The sequence below is a fragment of the Pseudomonas sp. CYM-20-01 genome (assembly GCF_023169845.1).
GTDB lineage: Bacteria > Pseudomonadota > Gammaproteobacteria > Pseudomonadales > Pseudomonadaceae > Aquipseudomonas > Aquipseudomonas azotoformans.
Window position 1 is genome coordinate 202,172 of the sequence record NZ_AP025169.1, and the last position, 16,368, is coordinate 218,539.

General features: G+C 57.2%; 15 protein-coding genes. 4 read left to right on the forward strand and 11 right to left on the reverse strand.

Features of this window, described 5'->3' with window-relative positions:
- Nucleotides 1-63: 63 nt before the first annotated feature.
- The 6 genes from atpB to mnmG all read right to left on the reverse strand — a co-directional run bounded on the left by atpB (nucleotide 64) and on the right by mnmG (nucleotide 5,737).
- On the reverse strand, nucleotides 64-933 hold the full coding sequence (gene atpB, locus M2497_RS00885; RefSeq protein WP_058424360.1) for a F0F1 ATP synthase subunit A: 870 nt from the start codon (nucleotides 931-933) through the stop codon (nucleotides 64-66).
- A 16-nt stretch (nucleotides 934-949) separates the two neighbouring features.
- The gene (locus M2497_RS00890) at nucleotides 950-1,357 is read right to left on the reverse strand and encodes a F0F1 ATP synthase subunit I (protein ID WP_010565865.1); all 408 of its coding nucleotides are present in this window, start codon (nucleotides 1,355-1,357) and stop codon (nucleotides 950-952) included.
- Nucleotides 1,358-1,505: 148 nt separating this feature from the next.
- On the reverse strand, nucleotides 1,506-2,378 hold the full coding sequence (locus tag M2497_RS00895) for a ParB/RepB/Spo0J family partition protein (protein ID WP_016970690.1): 873 nt from the start codon (nucleotides 2,376-2,378) through the stop codon (nucleotides 1,506-1,508).
- 9 nt (nucleotides 2,379-2,387) lie between these two features.
- A complete protein-coding gene (locus tag M2497_RS00900) occupies nucleotides 2,388-3,185 on the reverse strand; it encodes a ParA family protein (RefSeq protein ID WP_010207696.1) in 798 nt (265 codons plus the stop codon).
- A gap of 18 nt (nucleotides 3,186-3,203) precedes the next feature.
- The gene (gene rsmG / locus M2497_RS00905; protein ID WP_248485474.1) at nucleotides 3,204-3,848 is read right to left on the reverse strand and encodes a 16S rRNA (guanine(527)-N(7))-methyltransferase RsmG; all 645 of its coding nucleotides are present in this window, start codon (nucleotides 3,846-3,848) and stop codon (nucleotides 3,204-3,206) included.
- Nucleotides 3,845-5,737 carry a tRNA uridine-5-carboxymethylaminomethyl(34) synthesis enzyme MnmG gene (gene mnmG, locus M2497_RS00910; RefSeq protein ID WP_248485475.1) on the reverse strand — a complete coding sequence of 631 codons (1,893 nt, stop codon included), beginning with the start codon at nucleotides 5,735-5,737 and terminating at the stop codon, nucleotides 3,845-3,847. The genes rsmG and mnmG overlap by 4 nt, the downstream gene beginning before the upstream one ends.
- A 564-nt stretch (nucleotides 5,738-6,301) precedes the next feature.
- On the opposite strand from mnmG, the gene M2497_RS00915 reads away from it, so the two are divergent.
- From M2497_RS00915 to M2497_RS00925, 3 genes are all read left to right on the forward strand, one after another.
- On the forward strand, nucleotides 6,302-6,808 hold the full coding sequence (locus M2497_RS00915; protein ID WP_248485476.1) for a sigma-70 family RNA polymerase sigma factor: 507 nt from the start codon (nucleotides 6,302-6,304) through the stop codon (nucleotides 6,806-6,808).
- Entirely contained in the window at nucleotides 6,808-7,752 is a 945-nt protein-coding gene (locus tag M2497_RS00920; protein WP_248485477.1) for a FecR domain-containing protein, read from the forward strand. The genes M2497_RS00915 and M2497_RS00920 overlap by 1 nt, the downstream gene beginning before the upstream one ends.
- Nucleotides 7,753-7,843: 91 nt before the next feature.
- Nucleotides 7,844-10,282, forward strand: coding sequence for a TonB-dependent siderophore receptor (locus M2497_RS00925; RefSeq protein ID WP_248485478.1), 2,439 nt, complete (start codon nucleotides 7,844-7,846; stop codon nucleotides 10,280-10,282).
- Nucleotides 10,283-10,301: 19 nt separating this feature from the next.
- Here M2497_RS00925 and mnmE read toward each other — a convergent pair whose 3' ends face one another.
- The 5 genes from mnmE to rpmH all read right to left on the reverse strand — a co-directional run bounded on the left by mnmE (nucleotide 10,302) and on the right by rpmH (nucleotide 14,230).
- Complete coding sequence (gene mnmE / locus M2497_RS00930) at nucleotides 10,302-11,672, reverse strand: tRNA uridine-5-carboxymethylaminomethyl(34) synthesis GTPase MnmE (protein WP_248485479.1); 1,371 nt, start codon at nucleotides 11,670-11,672, stop codon at nucleotides 10,302-10,304.
- A gap of 79 nt (nucleotides 11,673-11,751) precedes the next feature.
- Nucleotides 11,752-13,434, reverse strand: a complete 1,683-nt coding sequence (gene yidC / locus M2497_RS00935; RefSeq protein WP_071490889.1) for a membrane protein insertase YidC — start codon at nucleotides 13,432-13,434, stop codon at nucleotides 11,752-11,754.
- Between the two features lie 2 nt (nucleotides 13,435-13,436).
- Entirely contained in the window at nucleotides 13,437-13,682 is a 246-nt protein-coding gene (yidD, locus tag M2497_RS00940; RefSeq protein WP_248485480.1) for a membrane protein insertion efficiency factor YidD, read from the reverse strand.
- Nucleotides 13,675-14,079: a ribonuclease P protein component gene (gene rnpA, locus M2497_RS00945; RefSeq protein ID WP_003177079.1), complete on the reverse strand. Its 405-nt coding sequence runs from the start codon at nucleotides 14,077-14,079 to the stop codon at nucleotides 13,675-13,677. Before rnpA ends, yidD begins: the two co-directional genes overlap by 8 nt.
- A 16-nt stretch (nucleotides 14,080-14,095) precedes the next feature.
- Nucleotides 14,096-14,230 (reverse strand): 50S ribosomal protein L34, encoded by a 135-nt coding sequence (gene rpmH / locus M2497_RS00950; RefSeq protein ID WP_003213577.1) that lies wholly within the window; start codon nucleotides 14,228-14,230, stop codon nucleotides 14,096-14,098.
- Between the two features lie 585 nt (nucleotides 14,231-14,815).
- Here rpmH and dnaA point away from each other — a divergent pair.
- Complete coding sequence (dnaA, locus tag M2497_RS00955; protein WP_248485481.1) at nucleotides 14,816-16,333, forward strand: chromosomal replication initiator protein DnaA; 1,518 nt, start codon at nucleotides 14,816-14,818, stop codon at nucleotides 16,331-16,333.
- The last annotated feature ends 35 nt before the right edge of the window (nucleotides 16,334-16,368 follow it).

The window sequence follows — 16,368 nt, forward strand, 5'->3', positions numbered from 1 at the left end:
TAGCCCGGTAGGGCCTACCTTCCCGTTTCACCGGGAAGGACATCAGACTAGTCGAGACTGGTCTTAATGGTTCTCTTCGTGCGCCATCGACAGGTAGACGATGGTCAGCATCATGAAGATGAAGGCCTGCAGGGTGATGATCAGGATGTGGAACACAGCCCACGCCCACTGCAGAACCACGCCCAGGCCGCTAAGCCAGAGCAGACCACTGCCGAACATCACAGCGATCAGAATGAACACCAGCTCGCCGGCATACATGTTGCCGAACAGTCGCAGGGCCAGGGAGATCGGCTTGGCGACCAAGGTCACGAATTCCAGCAGGAAGTTCACCGGGATCAGCAGGGCTTGAACGAAGATGTTCTTGCTGCCGAACGGGTGCAGGGTCAGTTCGCCGATGAAGCCGCCGATACCCTTGACCTTGATGCTGTAGAAAATGATCAACGCGAACACCGACAGGGCCATGCCCAGGGTGGCGTTAGGGTCCGTGGTGGAAACCGCACGGAATGGAATGTGATGATCGCCGGAGATCAGGATGGCCAGTTGAGGAATCCAGTCGACCGGAACCAGGTCGACGGCGTTCATCAGGAACACCCAGACGAAGATGGTCAGTGCCAGCGGTGCAATCACCGGGCTGCGGCCGTGGAAGCTGTCTTTCACGCTGCCATCGACGAATTCGACCAGTACTTCAACGAAGTTCTGCAAAGCACCTGGCTGACCGGAAGTCGCCTTCTTTGCCGCCATGCGGAAAATCAGGACGAAGATCAGACCCAATGCGACCGACCAGCCCAGAGTATCCAGGTGGAAAGCCCAGAAGCCCATTTCTTTGGCCTCTGCTGCGGAGTGGGCAAAGCCCCAGCCGCCATTAGGAAGCTGACCGAAGGTCAGGTTCTGCAAGTGGTGCTGGATATAGCCCGAAGCGGTTGTTTCTGCCATGGTTGCCTCAAACGCCCTAAGGTTTCGAAAGTCTTGTTTTCATTAGCAGGGGAGCGAACCAGCTGACCAGTTGGGTCAACACGAAGACGCCGAATACAGCCAGCGGCGCCAATGGCTTCACACCTGCAAAGGTCAGTGCAAACAGCACTGCCGTCAAAATCAGTTTCCCCGCCTCGCCGGCATAAAACGACCGGACGATAGCCTGGGCTGCTCGGGCGCCGGAAAACCGAAAGGCCCTGTGAGCAAAATACATATTGGGCAGCAAGGCTATCAGGCCTCCGCAGAGTCCTGAATATCCGGCAACGACTCCATGCCAATACCAAAGCGCCAATGCGGCGATCAGCAAGATGACAAATTGAGCCAATAAAACCGGAAAAACGGCCAAGCGATGGAACGGCAACGTGTTTGGCGTGCGGGTTTCCATCACTCTTGCTCCTCAATGGTCGGCTGCCGGAAATCAATAACTTGGCATAATTTGTGCCGACAAAATGCGCGCAGAGTATAGGGGCGGTTCTGCCCCTATTCAACTGCCGGGTAGTGATTTCCGATCACGCGCTACATAAGCAAATGTTTCAGCGGATGTGGGCAAGGACGCCCTGAAGCTCATCAAGGGAGTTATATCCGATGACCAATTGGCCTTTGCCTTTCTTCCCGTGGCGAATTTGCACCGCAGAGCCCAGGCGCTCGGCCAGGCGCTGCTCGAGACGGGCGATATCCGGATCAGGTTTGGCCGTTTCGACCGGTGCAGGTTTGCCGCTGAGCCATTGGCGAACCAGGGCCTCTGTCTGACGAACGGTGAGCCCCCGTGCGACAACGTGTCGCGCCCCTTCAACCTGTTGATTTTCCGGCAAACCGAGCAGTGCACGGGCGTGACCCATTTCCAGGTCGCCGTGGGACAACATGGTCTTGATAACTTCCGGCAATGCGATCAGGCGCAGCAAGTTGGACACGGTCACGCGGGATTTACCCACCGCTTCGGCCACTTGTTGCTGGGTCAGCTGGAATTCCTGCTGCAAACGCTGCAGGGCGATGGCTTCTTCAATCGGGTTGAGGTCTTCGCGCTGGATATTCTCGATCAACGCCATGGCGATGGCGGTTTCATCCGGCACATCGCGCACCATCGCCGGAATGGTTTCTTTGCCAGCCTGCTGGCTAGCGCGCCAACGGCGTTCACCGGCGATGATTTCAAAGCGGCCGCCACCGATCGGGCGTACCACGATCGGCTGCATCACGCCCTGGGCCTTGATCGAATTGGCCAGCTCTTCCAGCGCCTGGGGGTCCATGTCCCGGCGTGGCTGGTATTTGCCGCGCTGGATCAGGTCCAGCGGCAGGTGTTGCAGCTCGCGCTCGTCGGCCTGCACCGCTTGTTCTTCAAGCGATGTGACGGTCGGACCACTCAACAGTGCATCCAGTCCACGTCCGAGACCTCGTTTCTTGACGGCCATGGGGATTCCTTAAGTTGGCTGGGCTGCAGCGGTGCGTGAATTGCGGCGTTGGCGACGAACCATCTCGCCGGCCAGCGCCAGGTAGGCAATGGCACCACGGGATTGTTTGTCGTAGGCCAGGGCCGGCATGCCGTAGCTCGGGGCTTCGGCCAAACGGATGTTGCGCGGGATCACCGTGTCGTACAGCTGGTCACCGAAGTGCTCCTTGAGCTGCGCCGACACATCGTTCATCAGGCTCAGGCGCGGATCGAACATGGTCCGCAGCAAGCCTTCGATCTGCAGGTTCGGGTTGAGCAATTCGGCGATGCGCTTGATGTTATCCACAAGGTCGCTCAGCCCTTCCAGTGCGTAGTACTCGCACTGCATGGGGATAATCACCCCATCTGCCGCTACCAACGCGTTCAGCGTGAGCATCGACAGCGACGGCGGGCAGTCGATCAGAATGTAGTCGTAATTCTCGCGGATCGGCGCCAGGGCGCTGCGCAGACGGCTTTCTTTCATCTGCATTTCCAGCAGCACCACTTCCGCCGCAGTCAGATCGCGGTTGGCCGGCAGCAGTTGATAACCACCGTGCTCGGAATAGTGCATGGCCTGGGCCAGGTCGCACTCGCCAATCAGCAAGTCGTAGACCGAGTTTTCCAGGCCGTGTTTATCCACACCGCTACCCATGGTGGCGTTGCCCTGTGGATCGAGATCGATCAACAGCACCCGGCGCTTGGTCGCGACCAGGGATGCTGCGAGGTTGATGCAGGTGGTGGTTTTGCCCACGCCACCTTTCTGGTTCGCTATCGCGAATACCTTAGCCATTCTTGCTTGTGTTCCCAATCATGCCGTGCGGCGCAGTATCAGCAGATGGCGTTGGCCTTGGCAACCGGGTACGGCCAAGGCGTGTTCGCTATCGAGGTGGAAGTCTGCCGGCAATGCTAACAGCTCATCGCTTGGATGGACGCCCTTCATTGCCAGCCAGCGGGTGTCGCGGTCGCCCAGGTGGCGGGTCCAGTTGCTGAAGTTCTCCATGCTGCTGAATGCCCGGGAAACAATTCCGTTGAAAGGCTGTTCAGGTGTGAAGGCTTCGACGCGACTGTGGATAACTTGCAGGTTGTTCAGCTTGAGCTCGAGTTTGACCTGGGTCAGGAAGCGGGTTTTCTTGCCGTTGCTGTCCAGGCAGGTCACTTGGGACTCGGGAAACAGGATGGCCAACGGGATGCCCGGCATACCGCCGCCACTGCCAACGTCCAACCAGCGGCCGTTTTCGATGAATGGCATCACGCTCAAGCTGTCGAGCAAGTGACGGGACACCATTTCGTCGGGATCACGCACCGCGGTCAGGTTGTAAGCCTTGTTCCATTTGATCAACAGGGCCAGGTAGCCCAACAGCAATTCGTGCTGGGCCGGGGTCAGGTCGATGCCCAACTGGCGTGCACCTGTGGATAACTCTTCGGCATGTTGCGAGGTGACCAACGAACTCAAGCGCTTTGCTCCAACTGACGGCCCGCGCCGCGTTTTTTCAAATGAATCATCAACAGCGAAATCGCTGCCGGGGTGACGCCGGGGATACGTGAAGCCTGGCCCAGGGTCTCTGGCCGAGTTATCCCCAGCTTGCTTTGGATTTCTTTCGACAGCCCGGAAATCCCGGTGTAGTCGATATCCACAGGCAGTTTGGTGTCTTCACTGGCGCGCAAGCGGGCGATCTCGTCCTGCTGGCGGTCAATGTAACCGGCGTATTTGGTCTTGATTTCGACCTGCTCGGCGACCTGCGGGTCTTCTGCGCCCTGTCCGGTCACTTCGACCAGACCAGCGTAGTCGATTTCCGGACGGGACAGCAGGTTCAGCAAGTTGTATTCGTGGGTCAGTGGCGTGCCGAATTTTTCGGCAATCGCATCGCCCTGCTCGGTGCCCGGGCGGACCCAGGTGCTTTTCAGACGCTGCTCTTCCAGCGCGATGCTTTCGCGTTTTTTGCAGAAGGCTTCCCAGCGTGCGTCATCAACCAAGCCCAGTTCGCGACCTTTTTCGGTCAGGCGCAGGTCGGCGTTGTCTTCGCGCAGGATCAGGCGATATTCCGCCCGGGACGTGAACATCCGGTACGGCTCCTGGGTACCCAGGGTAATCAGGTCATCGACCAATACACCGATGTACGCCTCATCGCGACGCGGACACCAGCTGTCTTTACCTTGTGCACGCAATGCCGCGTTGGTTCCGGCCAGCAAACCTTGGGCACCGGCTTCTTCGTAACCGGTGGTGCCGTTGATTTGCCCGGCAAAGAACAAACCGCCGATCACTTTGGTTTCCAGGCTGTACTTCAGGTCACGCGGGTCGAAGTAGTCGTACTCGATGGCGTAGCCCGGGCGCACGATGTGCGCGTTTTCCATGCCGCGAATCGATTGCACGATCTGGATTTGCACGTCGAACGGCAGGGAAGTTGAAATCCCGTTCGGGTACAGCTCGTGAGTGGTCAAACCTTCGGGCTCGATAAAGACCTGGTGGCTTTCCTTGTCGGCGAAGCGGTGGATCTTGTCTTCGATCGACGGGCAATACCGTGGACCGATGCCTTCGATCACTCCGGAGTACATCGGCGAACGGTCGAGGTTCGCGGCAATGATTTCGTGGGTGCGCGCATTGGTGTGGGTGATCCAGCAGCTCACCTGTTTCGGGTGCTGGTCCTTGGAGCCCATGAACGACATGACCGGGATCGGTGTATCGCCGGCTTGTTCGGTCATCACCGAGAAATCCACGGAACGCCCGTCAATACGCGGCGGGGTCCCGGTTTTCAAGCGGCCGACACGCAGCGGCAGTTCACGCAGACGTTTTGCCAGGGCAATCGACGGCGGATCACCGGCACGGCCACCGGAATAGTTCTGCATGCCGATGTGGATAAGTCCGCCGAGGAACGTACCGGTGGTCAACACCACGGATTCTGCGAAGAAACGCAGGCCCATTTGGGTGACAACACCGCGCACTTGGTCCTGTTCGACGATCAGGTCATCTGCTGCTTGTTGAAATATCCACAGGTTCGGCTGGTTTTCCAGGGTTTCGCGGACCGCGGCCTTGTACAGGATGCGGTCAGCTTGAGCCCGGGTAGCACGTACGGCCGGGCCTTTGCGGCTGTTGAGCACGCGAAATTGGATACCGCCTTTATCAGTAGCCATGGCCATCACGCCGCCAAGGGCATCGATTTCCTTGACCAGATGGCTTTTGCCGATCCCACCAATGGCAGGGTTGCAACTCATGGCACCGAGGGTTTCCACGTTATGCGTCAACAACAGGGTTTTTACGCCCATGCGTGCTGACGCCAGTGCTGCCTCGGTACCGGCATGACCGCCGCCGATGACGATCACTTCAAAACGGGAAGGGAAATCCACCACGCACCTCGTGCCTGCTTATTTAGGTAATCAGGAATTGATTGTTGAAAGAGTTTTAGAGCTTTGGCGGCAAGTATAGGGACTTAGCCCTTCCTAAAGAACCCTTTGCACAAAATTTAACCAGCTGTGGATGAATCACAGACAATAGAAATTAAAAGAGAGAAATTTATTAAATCTTTGTTTTTATGTTTATTTCTACTGAGCTGACTTTCTGTGGATAGATTTACACAGGCCTTTATTTACGGTGTGTACAGCGATTCAAAAGTCTGTGGTCATGTGCCAATGAGGCCCTTGGATAAGTGCTTTAAGCCTGTGGATTAAACAGGTTGTTATCCACAGATGCGTTTTTGCTCAGGTTTCAGGGCCTGTTATCAACTGGGCACAGGGGCGGTTATTCACAGAGCTTAATCCACAGAAATCAGTGAATTTGTCTGTATTCAGCCCACGACAACGCCAACCGAAACCTTCCACTCGGTGGTGAGCACAGCAAAAAGAGATCTGTTGTGAGAAAACGGCGGGGCAGTTAATAATAGCGATTATCATTAACCTACCTTGTCATGCCCTATGTCCTCTTCTTCACACACGGCTGCGGTCCAGCACATCTATGAGCAGCACCACTCCTGGCTGCACGGATGGCTCAAAGGGAAGTTGCATAACGCCTGTGATGCGGCCGATGTGACGCACGATACGTTCGTACGCATCCTGGGCGGGCGCCATGCGGCACAGATCGTTGAGCCGCGTGACTACCTGGCGACTATCGCCAGGGGCCTGGTGATTGATCGTTACCGTCGACACGCGATCGAACAGGCCTACAAACAAACCCTGGCCGAACGGCCTGAAGCCATAACCATCAGTGAAGAAGACAAAGCCATCATCATCGAGACGTTGGTGGCTGTGGATAAAGCCTTGTCTGCACTCGGCGAGCGAGCGCGGCGGATATTCATGCTGTCCCAGGTCGAAGGGCTGACTTATCAACAGATCGCCGATCAGCTTCAGGTTTCACTGACCACGGTGAAGAAGCACATGATCCGAGCGTTGACTGAATGTGCGCTGATCATGGCCAGCCTGTGATGGCGGTGCCCGATCGCAAGACCTTCGAGGCCGCTGCCAGTTGGTACGTCCAGTTTCAATCCCAGACACCCACCGCCGATGAGCGCCAAGCCTGGCAACGATGGCTCAACGGCGATCCGTCCCATCAGGCTGCGTGGAACCAGATGGAACAGCTGCAGCGCAGTCTCGGCGCGCTGCCTGCGGATTTCACCCGCCGCGCATTGTCGACCACACAGCAACGCCGCCAGGTGCTCAAGTGGATGTTGGTGCTGGGCGGCACCGGGTACCTGGGTTGGAATGTTCAGCAACACACGTCCCTGGGTAGTGTGTGGGCCGATTATCGGACGGTCGTAGGTGAACGCCGGCGCATTGAATTGGCCGACGGCACGCGGATTGATCTGAATACCGGCACGGCGATTGATGTGCTGTTTGATGGGCGCCAGCGTTTGATCCGCCTGCGCGAAGGTGAGGTCCTTATCCACACCGGCAAGCGGGGCGTGCAGACGCCCTTTTATGTCGAAACCCGCCAAGGCCGCATCCAGGCATTGGGCACTCGGTTTACCGTGCGCCAGATGCATGACTCAACCCGCGTTGGCGTTCTGGAGGATCGGGTGAATGTGTCGCCTGGTGACCAGCCCAACCAGGCTCGGCTGCTCAGTGCGGGTGAAAGCGCAGACTTCGATCGCCAAATAGTGCAGCCAAACGCCGTTTACCGCACATCCCAGGCAGCCTGGGTCGATGGCCAACTGATCGTACTGGATGCACGCCTCGGTGATGTTGTCGAAGAGCTCGCCCGCTATCGCCCAGGTGTCCTGCAATGCGAACGGGCCTCGGCACATCTGCGTGTTTCCGGGACTTTTCGCCTGGATTCCACCGATGCGGTGCTGGCCAATCTGCAGGCCACCCTGCCGATTCAGGTGAAATACTTCACTCGCTATTGGGTTTCGGTGAAGCGAATCGGCTGATCGAAAAAATATACGCACGCAGGGTTATCTTTTTTTTACCTGACACGGCCCTACAGGTAATCACGATGCCACCTTCAGGGCTTACCCACCTATGCGCGTTCCCACCAAGCTCCGCCAGCGACTTTCCTACCACGGTATGACATGCAGCCTGCTGCTCGGCACGGCCGCCACTGTCGGTGTGTTGTTATCCACAAGCGCCCTGGCCGCCAGCGCGGTGCAGCACTACGTTATTGCGGCCGGCCCCCTGGATAACGCCTTGAGCCAATTTGCCGCCAAGGCGAATGTGATCCTGTCTTTTTCACCTCAGCAAACCACGCGTTTAAACACTGCTGGGCTGGAAGGTGACTACTCCGTGGACCAAGGTTTTGCGCTGCTGCTGCAAAACTCCGGTTTACAGGCGGTAGTCCAGGCGCCTGGCAGTTATGTCCTGCAGGCCGCTTCCACCGGCGAACTCACCCTCGCGCCCACCACGGTCAGCACTTATCAACAGGGCGGTTTCAATCAGGAGATTGCTGGAGATGTGGGCTACAAGGCGCAGAACAGTAGAGTTGGTACCAAGACCAGTACGCCGCTGTCGGAAACACCACGTTCGGTATCGGTCGTCACCGGCCAGCGCATCAAGGACCAGAAGTCGCAAACCCTGACCGAAGTGTTGGGCTACGTGCCCGGTATCTTTGCACCGCCCTTTGCCGCCGGTGATGGGCTGGCGGGCGATCTGTTCTTCATTCGCGGTTTCAATGCCACGGATTACGGCTACGGCCTGCTGCGAGATGGCCTGCGCGTACAAGGTAATCGGTACGACACTACCAGTGAGCCCTATGGCCTGGAGCGGGTCGAAATCTTCCGGGGCCCCTCTTCCCTGCTCTACGGCGAAAATGCGCCTGGCGGTCTGGTGAACCTGGTGAGCAAACACCCTACTGCTACGCCGCAAGGTGAAGTGCAGTTGGGTTATGGCTCGAATAATCGGCGTCAGTTGGGTGTGGATATCTCCGGGCCGCTCAATGACAGCGGCAATATCCTTGGCCGGGTTGTGATGCTGGGTCGCAAATCCGACACGCAGACCGACCATGTGCCAGACGATCGCCTGTACATCGCGCCATCACTGACCCTGAATTTCGACGACTACAACACCCTCACCCTGTTGGCCAATTACCAGAAAGACCACACTAATTTGGAACTCGGCCTACCGGCTGCCGGCACCTTACTTACAAACCCCAATGGCAAGCTGTCCAAGCACACCATGCTCGGCGACCCGGATTGGAATACGTTTGAACGCGAAGCCTGGAGTACCGGTTACGAATTCAGCCACAGCTTCAACGATGACTGGCAGTTCCGTCAGAACTCGCGCTACATGCAGTCACGCATCAACCGCCATGAAACCTGGCCCAGCGCGCTGAACAATCGCGGCTTCGGGACTCAGTTGAACATGACCGCCTATGACCGCTACAACAAGTCGATGGTCTATTCGCTGGATAACCAACTGGAAGGCAAATTCCAGATCGGCGGCCTGGAAAACACGGTGCTGTTCGGTGCCAGCTATGACCGCACTTCGTTCAGTCAGGATTGGGACGCGGGGTTTGCCGGCACCATCAATGTGTATAACCCGGTGTACCTGCGTGACCCGCTGACGCCGGTGGCGGTGCAAAACACCCTGCTCGAACAGCAGATGAAAGGCGTTTATGCACAGATCCAGAGCAAGTACGACCACTGGCTGTTCCTGCTGGGCGGCCGTCAGGACTGGGTCGACAGCGATTTCCGCGACAAGGTCAACAAGGCCAGCAACACCGGATCCGATGACCGCAAGTTCACCTACCAGGGCGGGGTGATGTACCAGTTCGACAACGGCCTGACGCCGTATGTCAGCTACTCCACTGCCTTTGTCCCCGTGCAGCAGATCTCCAACGCCGGCTCGCCCTTGAAACCGATCACCAGCAGCCAGTACGAAGTGGGCGTGAAGTACGAGCCGATCGGCTGGGATACGGCGATGACGGTGTCGGTGTATGACTTGCGCAAGGAAGACGACACTTACCTCGATGCCACCACCAATAGCTATCGCCAAGTGGGCGAAAGCCGGGCCAAGGGCGCTGAGGTAGAGGTCAACAGTAACCTCACGCCTAACCTCAATGTCACCGCAGCCTATACCTACACTGACGCGAGGATTACCAAGGATTCGGCGACATCGTTGGTCGAGGGCCACCAGATGACCGGGGTTCCGCGTAACCAGGCCTCAGTGTGGGGCAAGTACCGCTTCCTCGATGGCCAACTCAAGGGCTTGTCCCTGGGCGGTGGTGTGCGTTATTTCGACAGTACCTTTTCCTACACCGCACCCACGCTTTACGGAAAATTGGATGCAGGAAGCGTCACCTTGGTGGACGCAGCCGTTGGCTATCAGATAGACAAACACTGGTCTGTGGATGTAAATGCCAAGAACCTGTTCGATAAGGAATATGTATCTGGTTGCAACGATGCGGGCCGCTGCTATTGGGGTGACAGCCGTACCCTGCTCGGTACGGTGTCTTACAATTGGTAGGACGCTGTGGATAACTCGGTTATTTACCGATGCAGAAGCTGGAAAAGATCCGCCCCAACAAATCATCGGAGCTGAACGCGCCGGTGATTTCGCCTAACAGCTGCTGTGCCTGACGCAAATCTTCCGCCAGCAGCTCCCCAGCCCCCGCCAAGGTTAATTGCGCCCGACCGTGCTCCAACGCTGCGCTCGCATGGCGCAACGCCTCCAGGTGCCTGCGGCGCGCACTGAAGCTGCTTTCCGAGGTCTGCTCGTAGCCCATGCAGGCCTTGAGGTGCTCTCGCAGCAGTTCCAAGCCTTCACCGGCCGACTTCGCACTCAGGCTGATCGTGACGTGGCCATCCGCGCTGGTTTCCAGCGCAATGGCTTCACCGGTCAAGTCAGCCTTGTTGCGAATCAGGGTGACCTTGGCAGGGTCCGGCCGGTGCTCAAGGAATTCCGGCCACAGGGCGAAAGGATCCACAGCCTCGGGCGCCGTAGCGTCCACTACCAGCAATACCCGATCCGCCTCGCCGATGGCTTTGAGCGCGCGTTCCACACCGATCTTTTCCACCTGGTCGTCGGTGTCGCGCAAACCGGCGGTGTCTACAACGTGCAGCGGCATGCCGTCGATGTGGATATGTTCGCGCAGGATATCCCGTGTGGTGCCGGCAATCTCAGTGACGATGGCGGCTTCACGGCCCGCCAGGGCATTGAGCAAGCTTGATTTCCCCGCATTGGGCCGCCCCGCGATCACGACGGTCATGCCATCTCTCAGCAAAGCACCCTGCCCGGCTTCACGCAGCACTGTGGATAACTCATCGCGAACTTTATCCAGCATCGCCAATACGTGGCCATCGGCGAGAAAGTCGATTTCTTCTTCCGGAAAATCAATCGCCGCCTCGACGTAGATACGCAGGCTGATCAGTTGCTCCGTCAAGTTATGCACACGCAGGGAGAACGCACCCTGCAGGGAGCGCAATGCATTACGTGCGGCCTGTGCAGAACTGGCTTCAATCAGGTCGGCAATTGCTTCGGCCTGGGCCAGATCGAGCTTGTCGTTCAAGAACGCCCGCTCGCTGAATTCACCTGGGCGCGCCAAGCGGCAGCCCAATTGCAGGCAGCGCTGCAGCAACATATCCAGCACAACCGGACCGCCGTGTCCCTGCAACTCCAGCACATCTTCCCCGGTGAATGAGTTCGGCCCAGGGAAATAGAGCGCTAATCCTTCGTCCAGCACGCCGCCGTCAGCATCCAGGAACTGGCCGTAATGTGCATAACGCGGCTTCAACTCACGGCCACTGATGGCCTTGGCTGCCACGCCCGCGAGCGGCCCTGAAATTCTAACGATGCCGACACCGCCGCGACCTTGAGCGGTAGCGACAGCAGCGATGGTTTCACGAGGAGCGCTCATCAACAGTTTCCAGACCAAAAGTGACAGAAAGCAAAACGCCCCACTAGGGGGCGTCTTGAGTGGTTATCCACAGAGTAAGTTACGCAGAGGCTTTTGCGGTAGCCGCTTCGATCTTACGTGTGATGTACCACTGTTGAGAGATCGACAACACGTTGTTGACCACCCAGTACAGCACCAGACCAGCTGGGAACCACAGGAAGAAGAAGGTGAAGATGATTGGCATCATTTTCATCACTTTGGCCTGCATCGGATCCGGCGGAGTCGGGTTCAAGCGCTGCTGGATAAACATGGTCGCGCCCATGATGATCGGCAGGATGAAGAACGGGTCTTTGATCGACAGGTCAGTTATCCACAGGATGAACGGCGCCTGGCGCATTTCCACGCTTTCCAGGAGTACCCAGTACAGCGACAGGAACACCGGCATCTGCACCAGAATCGGCAAGCATCCACCCAGCGGGTTGATCTTCTCTTTCTTGTACAGCTCCATCATGGCCTGCGACATTTTCTGCCGGTCATCGCCATGTTGTTCTTTCAGCGCCGCCAGTTTCGGAGCCACGGCACGCATGCGCGCCATCGACTTGTAGCTGGCTGCCGACAGCGGGAAGAAGATCCCCTTGATCAGCATGGTCAGGAAGATGATCGAGAAGCCCCAGTTACCCACAATGCTGTGGATATGTTGCAGCAACCAGAAAATCGGCTGGGCGATGAACCACAGGAAGCCGTAATCCACAGTCAGCTCAAGACCTGGGGACAACTCTTTCAGCACAGCCTGGCTTTTCGGGCCGGCGTACAGGATAGCGCTGGTTTCAGCCTTGGCGCCGGGTGCGACGGTCAACGCCGGGCCGGTAAAGCCAATGATGTAGTTACCTTGGCTGTCCTTGCGGGTTTGAACCAGGTTGGCTTCACCCTTGTTCGGGATCCATGCGGTCACGAAGTAGTGCTGCAGCCAGGCAACCCATCCGCCTTGAACGGTTTCTTTCAGCGAGCCCTTGTCGATATCTTTCATCGACACTTTTTTGTACGGCTCGCTACTTGTCCACAGGGCGGCGCCCAGGTAAGTCGCGGTGCCGGTAGCAGTGCTGGAAGAAGGATCGGAGCTGGCATCACGCTTGAGCTGGGCAAACAGGTTGCCGCTCCATGGTTTGTCGCTTTCGTTGTCGATCAGGTAAGTGACCTTCAAGTCGTACAAACCACGGGTGAAGCTGAAGCGCTTGATGTAGTTGACGCCGTCGAGGCTGAATTTCAGGTCGACGTTCAACTGGTTCTGGCCATCAGCCAGTTGATAAGTCTTCTGTTCGGTCGAGTAAATCGGACGACCGGTAGCACGTGCATCCGGACCATTGGTGCCGGTCAGGCCGCTTTGCGCCAGATAAGTACGCTCACCACCGTTATCGAACAGTTGGAACGGGACATCCGGATGGTCTTGGCGACGTGGATACAGCGGCAGTTTCAACTGCGCAATATCACCACCTTGTGGGTCGATAGCCAGGTCGAGCACATCCGTTTTGACGTGGATGAGGTCTTTGTTGGTGACCACTGGCGTTTCTAAAGGGGCGCTTGTCTCGCCATTCGCGCTGGGAACATCGGCACTCGCGGACGCATTGTTACCCAGCGGGGTGTCCGGAATAGCCGGCGCAGCCTGGTTGGTAGCAACATTCTGAGTCGGCAGGGCAGCCTGGCCGTAGTCCTGGTTCCACTGAAGAACCATGACGTAGGACACGATTGCCAGGGCGACGATCAGGATCGTGCGTTTAATATCCATGATTACTCGGCCATCGAAGAAGAACGGGAGGTAGGGATAGGTGGAACCGGGTCATAACCACCGGGATTCCACGGATGACAGCGACCTAAACGACGAAAGGTCAGCCAGCCACCGCGCAGAAGACCATGGTTTTCTATGGCCTCTAACGCGTAGCAGGAACAACTGGGGTAGAAACGACAGTGGTTGGCCATCAGAGGACTAATGGCATAGCGATAAAACTGGATCTGAACGAGGGCCAGTTTACGCATCAAGGCTGTCTACCCCTACAGTTTCGGTGCTGACTGCTGGTGCTGGCTTGTGGGTACGCGCCAAACGTTTCCAGAGCTTGCCGAAATGCTGAATCAATTCGGGGTTTTCTACGTCCCCCAAGCCTTTGCGCGCGACGATAACAATATCCCAACCAACCAGAGTGTCCTGGTGGAGGCGAAACGATTCGCGCATCAGACGCTTGAGGCGATTGCGCTCAACGGAGAGCTTTACGCTCTTCTTGCCGATCACCAACCCGAGTCGGGGATGATCCAGATCGTTGTTACGCGCAAGGAGCAGGAGATTTTTCCCCGGAACCTTGCCGGTGGGGGAGTCAAAGACTGCCTTGAAATGCCGGGGGGTTAGCAGACGCTTTTCCCGACTGAAGTCCTGACTCACCACCAGTACCGGATTATCAAACTGCCAGACGCGCACGACCTTTGGCGCGACGACGCGACAGGACAGCACGGCCGTTCTTGGTAGCCATGCGAGCACGGAAGCCGTGGGTGCGGGCGCGTTTGATGGTGCTTGGTTGGAAAGTACGTTTCATGGCGTTGTTACCTGGTTCGTCCACAACGGGCCGGAATGGCCCCCGTTTTAAGAGACCGGCGATTCTAGTGAAAGCAAGCCTCTAGGTCAATTTCCAACCAGCTTTTCCTTTAATTAGATCTCCACAGGCCATTGGCTCTTTTCTGTCCGTTTGGTTTCCAGTGGTCATGGGATAGATATAAAAATAAAGAAGGAAGTTATTTAAAGCTTTTCTGTAAAGCTTATAAAAACTAGGTAGGCGTTCATCTGTGGATAACTCACTTGAGGCCATATTCCACCTGGTGTACAGAGAATGACAACCCGGGGGAGAAACGGTGCTCTGCCTGTGCTGCGCTGTCGGATAAGCTGTGCGTGGAACGGGATGTTATCCACAGGCCAGTTACCCACAGACTTTCTCCCCCACTTGTGCAACGACCTCAGGTAGGCTTATCCACAGAGCTTATGCACAGACCATTGGTCGCCTTTATTACCGTTAAGACGTTGATTTTGGCCGGCCTGTGATCAAGCTACATGTGGATAAGTGGACGGCTCGCCGCTACAATGGCGGCTGTTTTTGCCTCACCGGCTTTCAACTTAGGGGATATCCGTGTCAGTGGAACTTTGGCAGCAGTGCGTGGAGCTTTTGCGCGATGAGCTGCCTGCCCAGCAATTCAACACCTGGATCCGTCCGCTACAGGTCGAAGCCGAAGGCGACGAGTTGCGTGTCTACGCACCCAATCGTTTTGTTCTCGATTGGGTCAACGAGAAGTACCTGAGCCGCGTTCTCGAATTGCTCGATGAACATGGCAACGGCCTCGCGCCCGTGCTCTCCTTATTAATAGGCAGCAAACGCAGCTCTGCACCTCGTGCTGCTCCGAATGCGCCATTGGCCGCTGCGGCGTCGCAAGCCCAGGCAGCCGCCACACCGGCTGCCAGTGCGCCTGCTCCTGCACCGGCGGCGTCCAAATCGTCTGCGCGAAAAAGTGCGCCAGAAAACGAAGAGCCATCCCGCGATAGCTTTGACCCGATGGCAGGCGCCGCGTCCCAGCAAGCCCCGGTCCGCGCCGAACAGCGCACCGTCCAGGTCGAAGGCGCGCTCAAGCACACCAGCTACCTGAACCGTACGTTTACCTTCGAAAACTTTGTCGAGGGTAAATCCAACCAGTTGGCTCGCGCAGCCGCCTGGCAGGTCGCCGATAACCCCAAGCATGGTTACAACCCGCTGTTCCTTTATGGTGGTGTTGGTTTGGGTAAGACCCACTTGATGCACGCTGTGGGTAACCACCTATTAAAGAAGAACCCGAATGCCAAGGTCGTGTACCTGCACTCGGAGCGCTTCGTGGCTGACATGGTCAAGGCCTTGCAGCTCAACGCGATCAACGAGTTCAAGCGGTTCTATCGCTCGGTTGATGCGTTGCTGATCGATGACATTCAATTCTTTGCCCGCAAAGAGCGTTCCCAGGAAGAGTTTTTCCACACCTTCAACGCCCTGCTCGAAGGTGGCCAGCAGGTCATCTTGACTAGCGACCGTTATCCGAAGGAAATCGAAGGCCTGGAAGAACGTCTGAAGTCGCGCTTCGGCTGGGGCCTGACCGTTGCGGTAGAGCCGCCGGAGCTGGAAACCCGCGTCGCGATCCTGATGAAAAAGGCCGATCAGGCCAAGGTCGACCTGCCACACGATGCCGCCTTCTTTATCGCCCAACGCATCCGCTCCAACGTGCGTGAACTCGAAGGTGCACTCAAGCGGGTCATCGCGCACTCACACTTCATGGGCCGCGACATCACCATCGAGCTGATTCGCGAATCCCTCAAAGACTTGTTGGCGCTGCAGGACAAACTGGTGAGTGTGGATAACATCCAGCGCACCGTGGCCGAGTACTACAAGATCAAGATTTCCGACCTGTTGTCCAAGCGCCGTTCGCGCTCGGTGGCACGTCCTCGCCAGGTGGCCATGGCCCTCTCCAAGGAGTTGACCAACCACAGCCTGCCGGAAATCGGTGATGTGTTTGGCGGACGCGACCACACCACGGTCTTGCACGCGTGCCGCAAGATCAATGAACTTAAGGAATCCGACGCGGATATTCGCGAGGACTACAAGAACCTGCTGCGTACACTGACCACTTGATGACACCAGCGCAGCTTATTAAGGCAAGGGACTAG

What these genes read in the sequence shown, in the direction of transcription:
- atpB (WP_058424360.1), bottom strand. Translation starts at nt 933, where the DNA reads ATGGCAGAAACAACCGCTTCGGGCTATATCCAGCACCACTTGCAGAAC.
- M2497_RS00890 (WP_010565865.1), bottom strand. Translation starts at nt 1,357, where the DNA reads ATGGAAACCCGCACGCCAAACACGTTGCCGTTCCATCGCTTGGCCGTT.
- M2497_RS00895 (WP_016970690.1), bottom strand. Translation starts at nt 2,378, where the DNA reads ATGGCCGTCAAGAAACGAGGTCTCGGACGTGGACTGGATGCACTGTTG.
- M2497_RS00900 (WP_010207696.1), bottom strand. Translation starts at nt 3,185, where the DNA reads ATGGCTAAGGTATTCGCGATAGCGAACCAGAAAGGTGGCGTGGGCAAA.
- M2497_RS00915 (WP_248485476.1), top strand. Translation starts at nt 6,302, where the DNA reads ATGTCCTCTTCTTCACACACGGCTGCGGTCCAGCACATCTATGAGCAG.
- M2497_RS00920 (WP_248485477.1), top strand. Translation starts at nt 6,808, where the DNA reads ATGGCGGTGCCCGATCGCAAGACCTTCGAGGCCGCTGCCAGTTGGTAC.
- M2497_RS00925 (WP_248485478.1), top strand. Translation starts at nt 7,844, where the DNA reads ATGCGCGTTCCCACCAAGCTCCGCCAGCGACTTTCCTACCACGGTATG.
- mnmE (WP_248485479.1), bottom strand. Translation starts at nt 11,672, where the DNA reads ATGAGCGCTCCTCGTGAAACCATCGCTGCTGTCGCTACCGCTCAAGGT.
- yidC (WP_071490889.1), bottom strand. Translation starts at nt 13,434, where the DNA reads ATGGATATTAAACGCACGATCCTGATCGTCGCCCTGGCAATCGTGTCC.
- yidD (WP_248485480.1), bottom strand. Translation starts at nt 13,682, where the DNA reads ATGCGTAAACTGGCCCTCGTTCAGATCCAGTTTTATCGCTATGCCATT.
- rpmH (WP_003213577.1), bottom strand. Translation starts at nt 14,230, where the DNA reads ATGAAACGTACTTTCCAACCAAGCACCATCAAACGCGCCCGCACCCAC.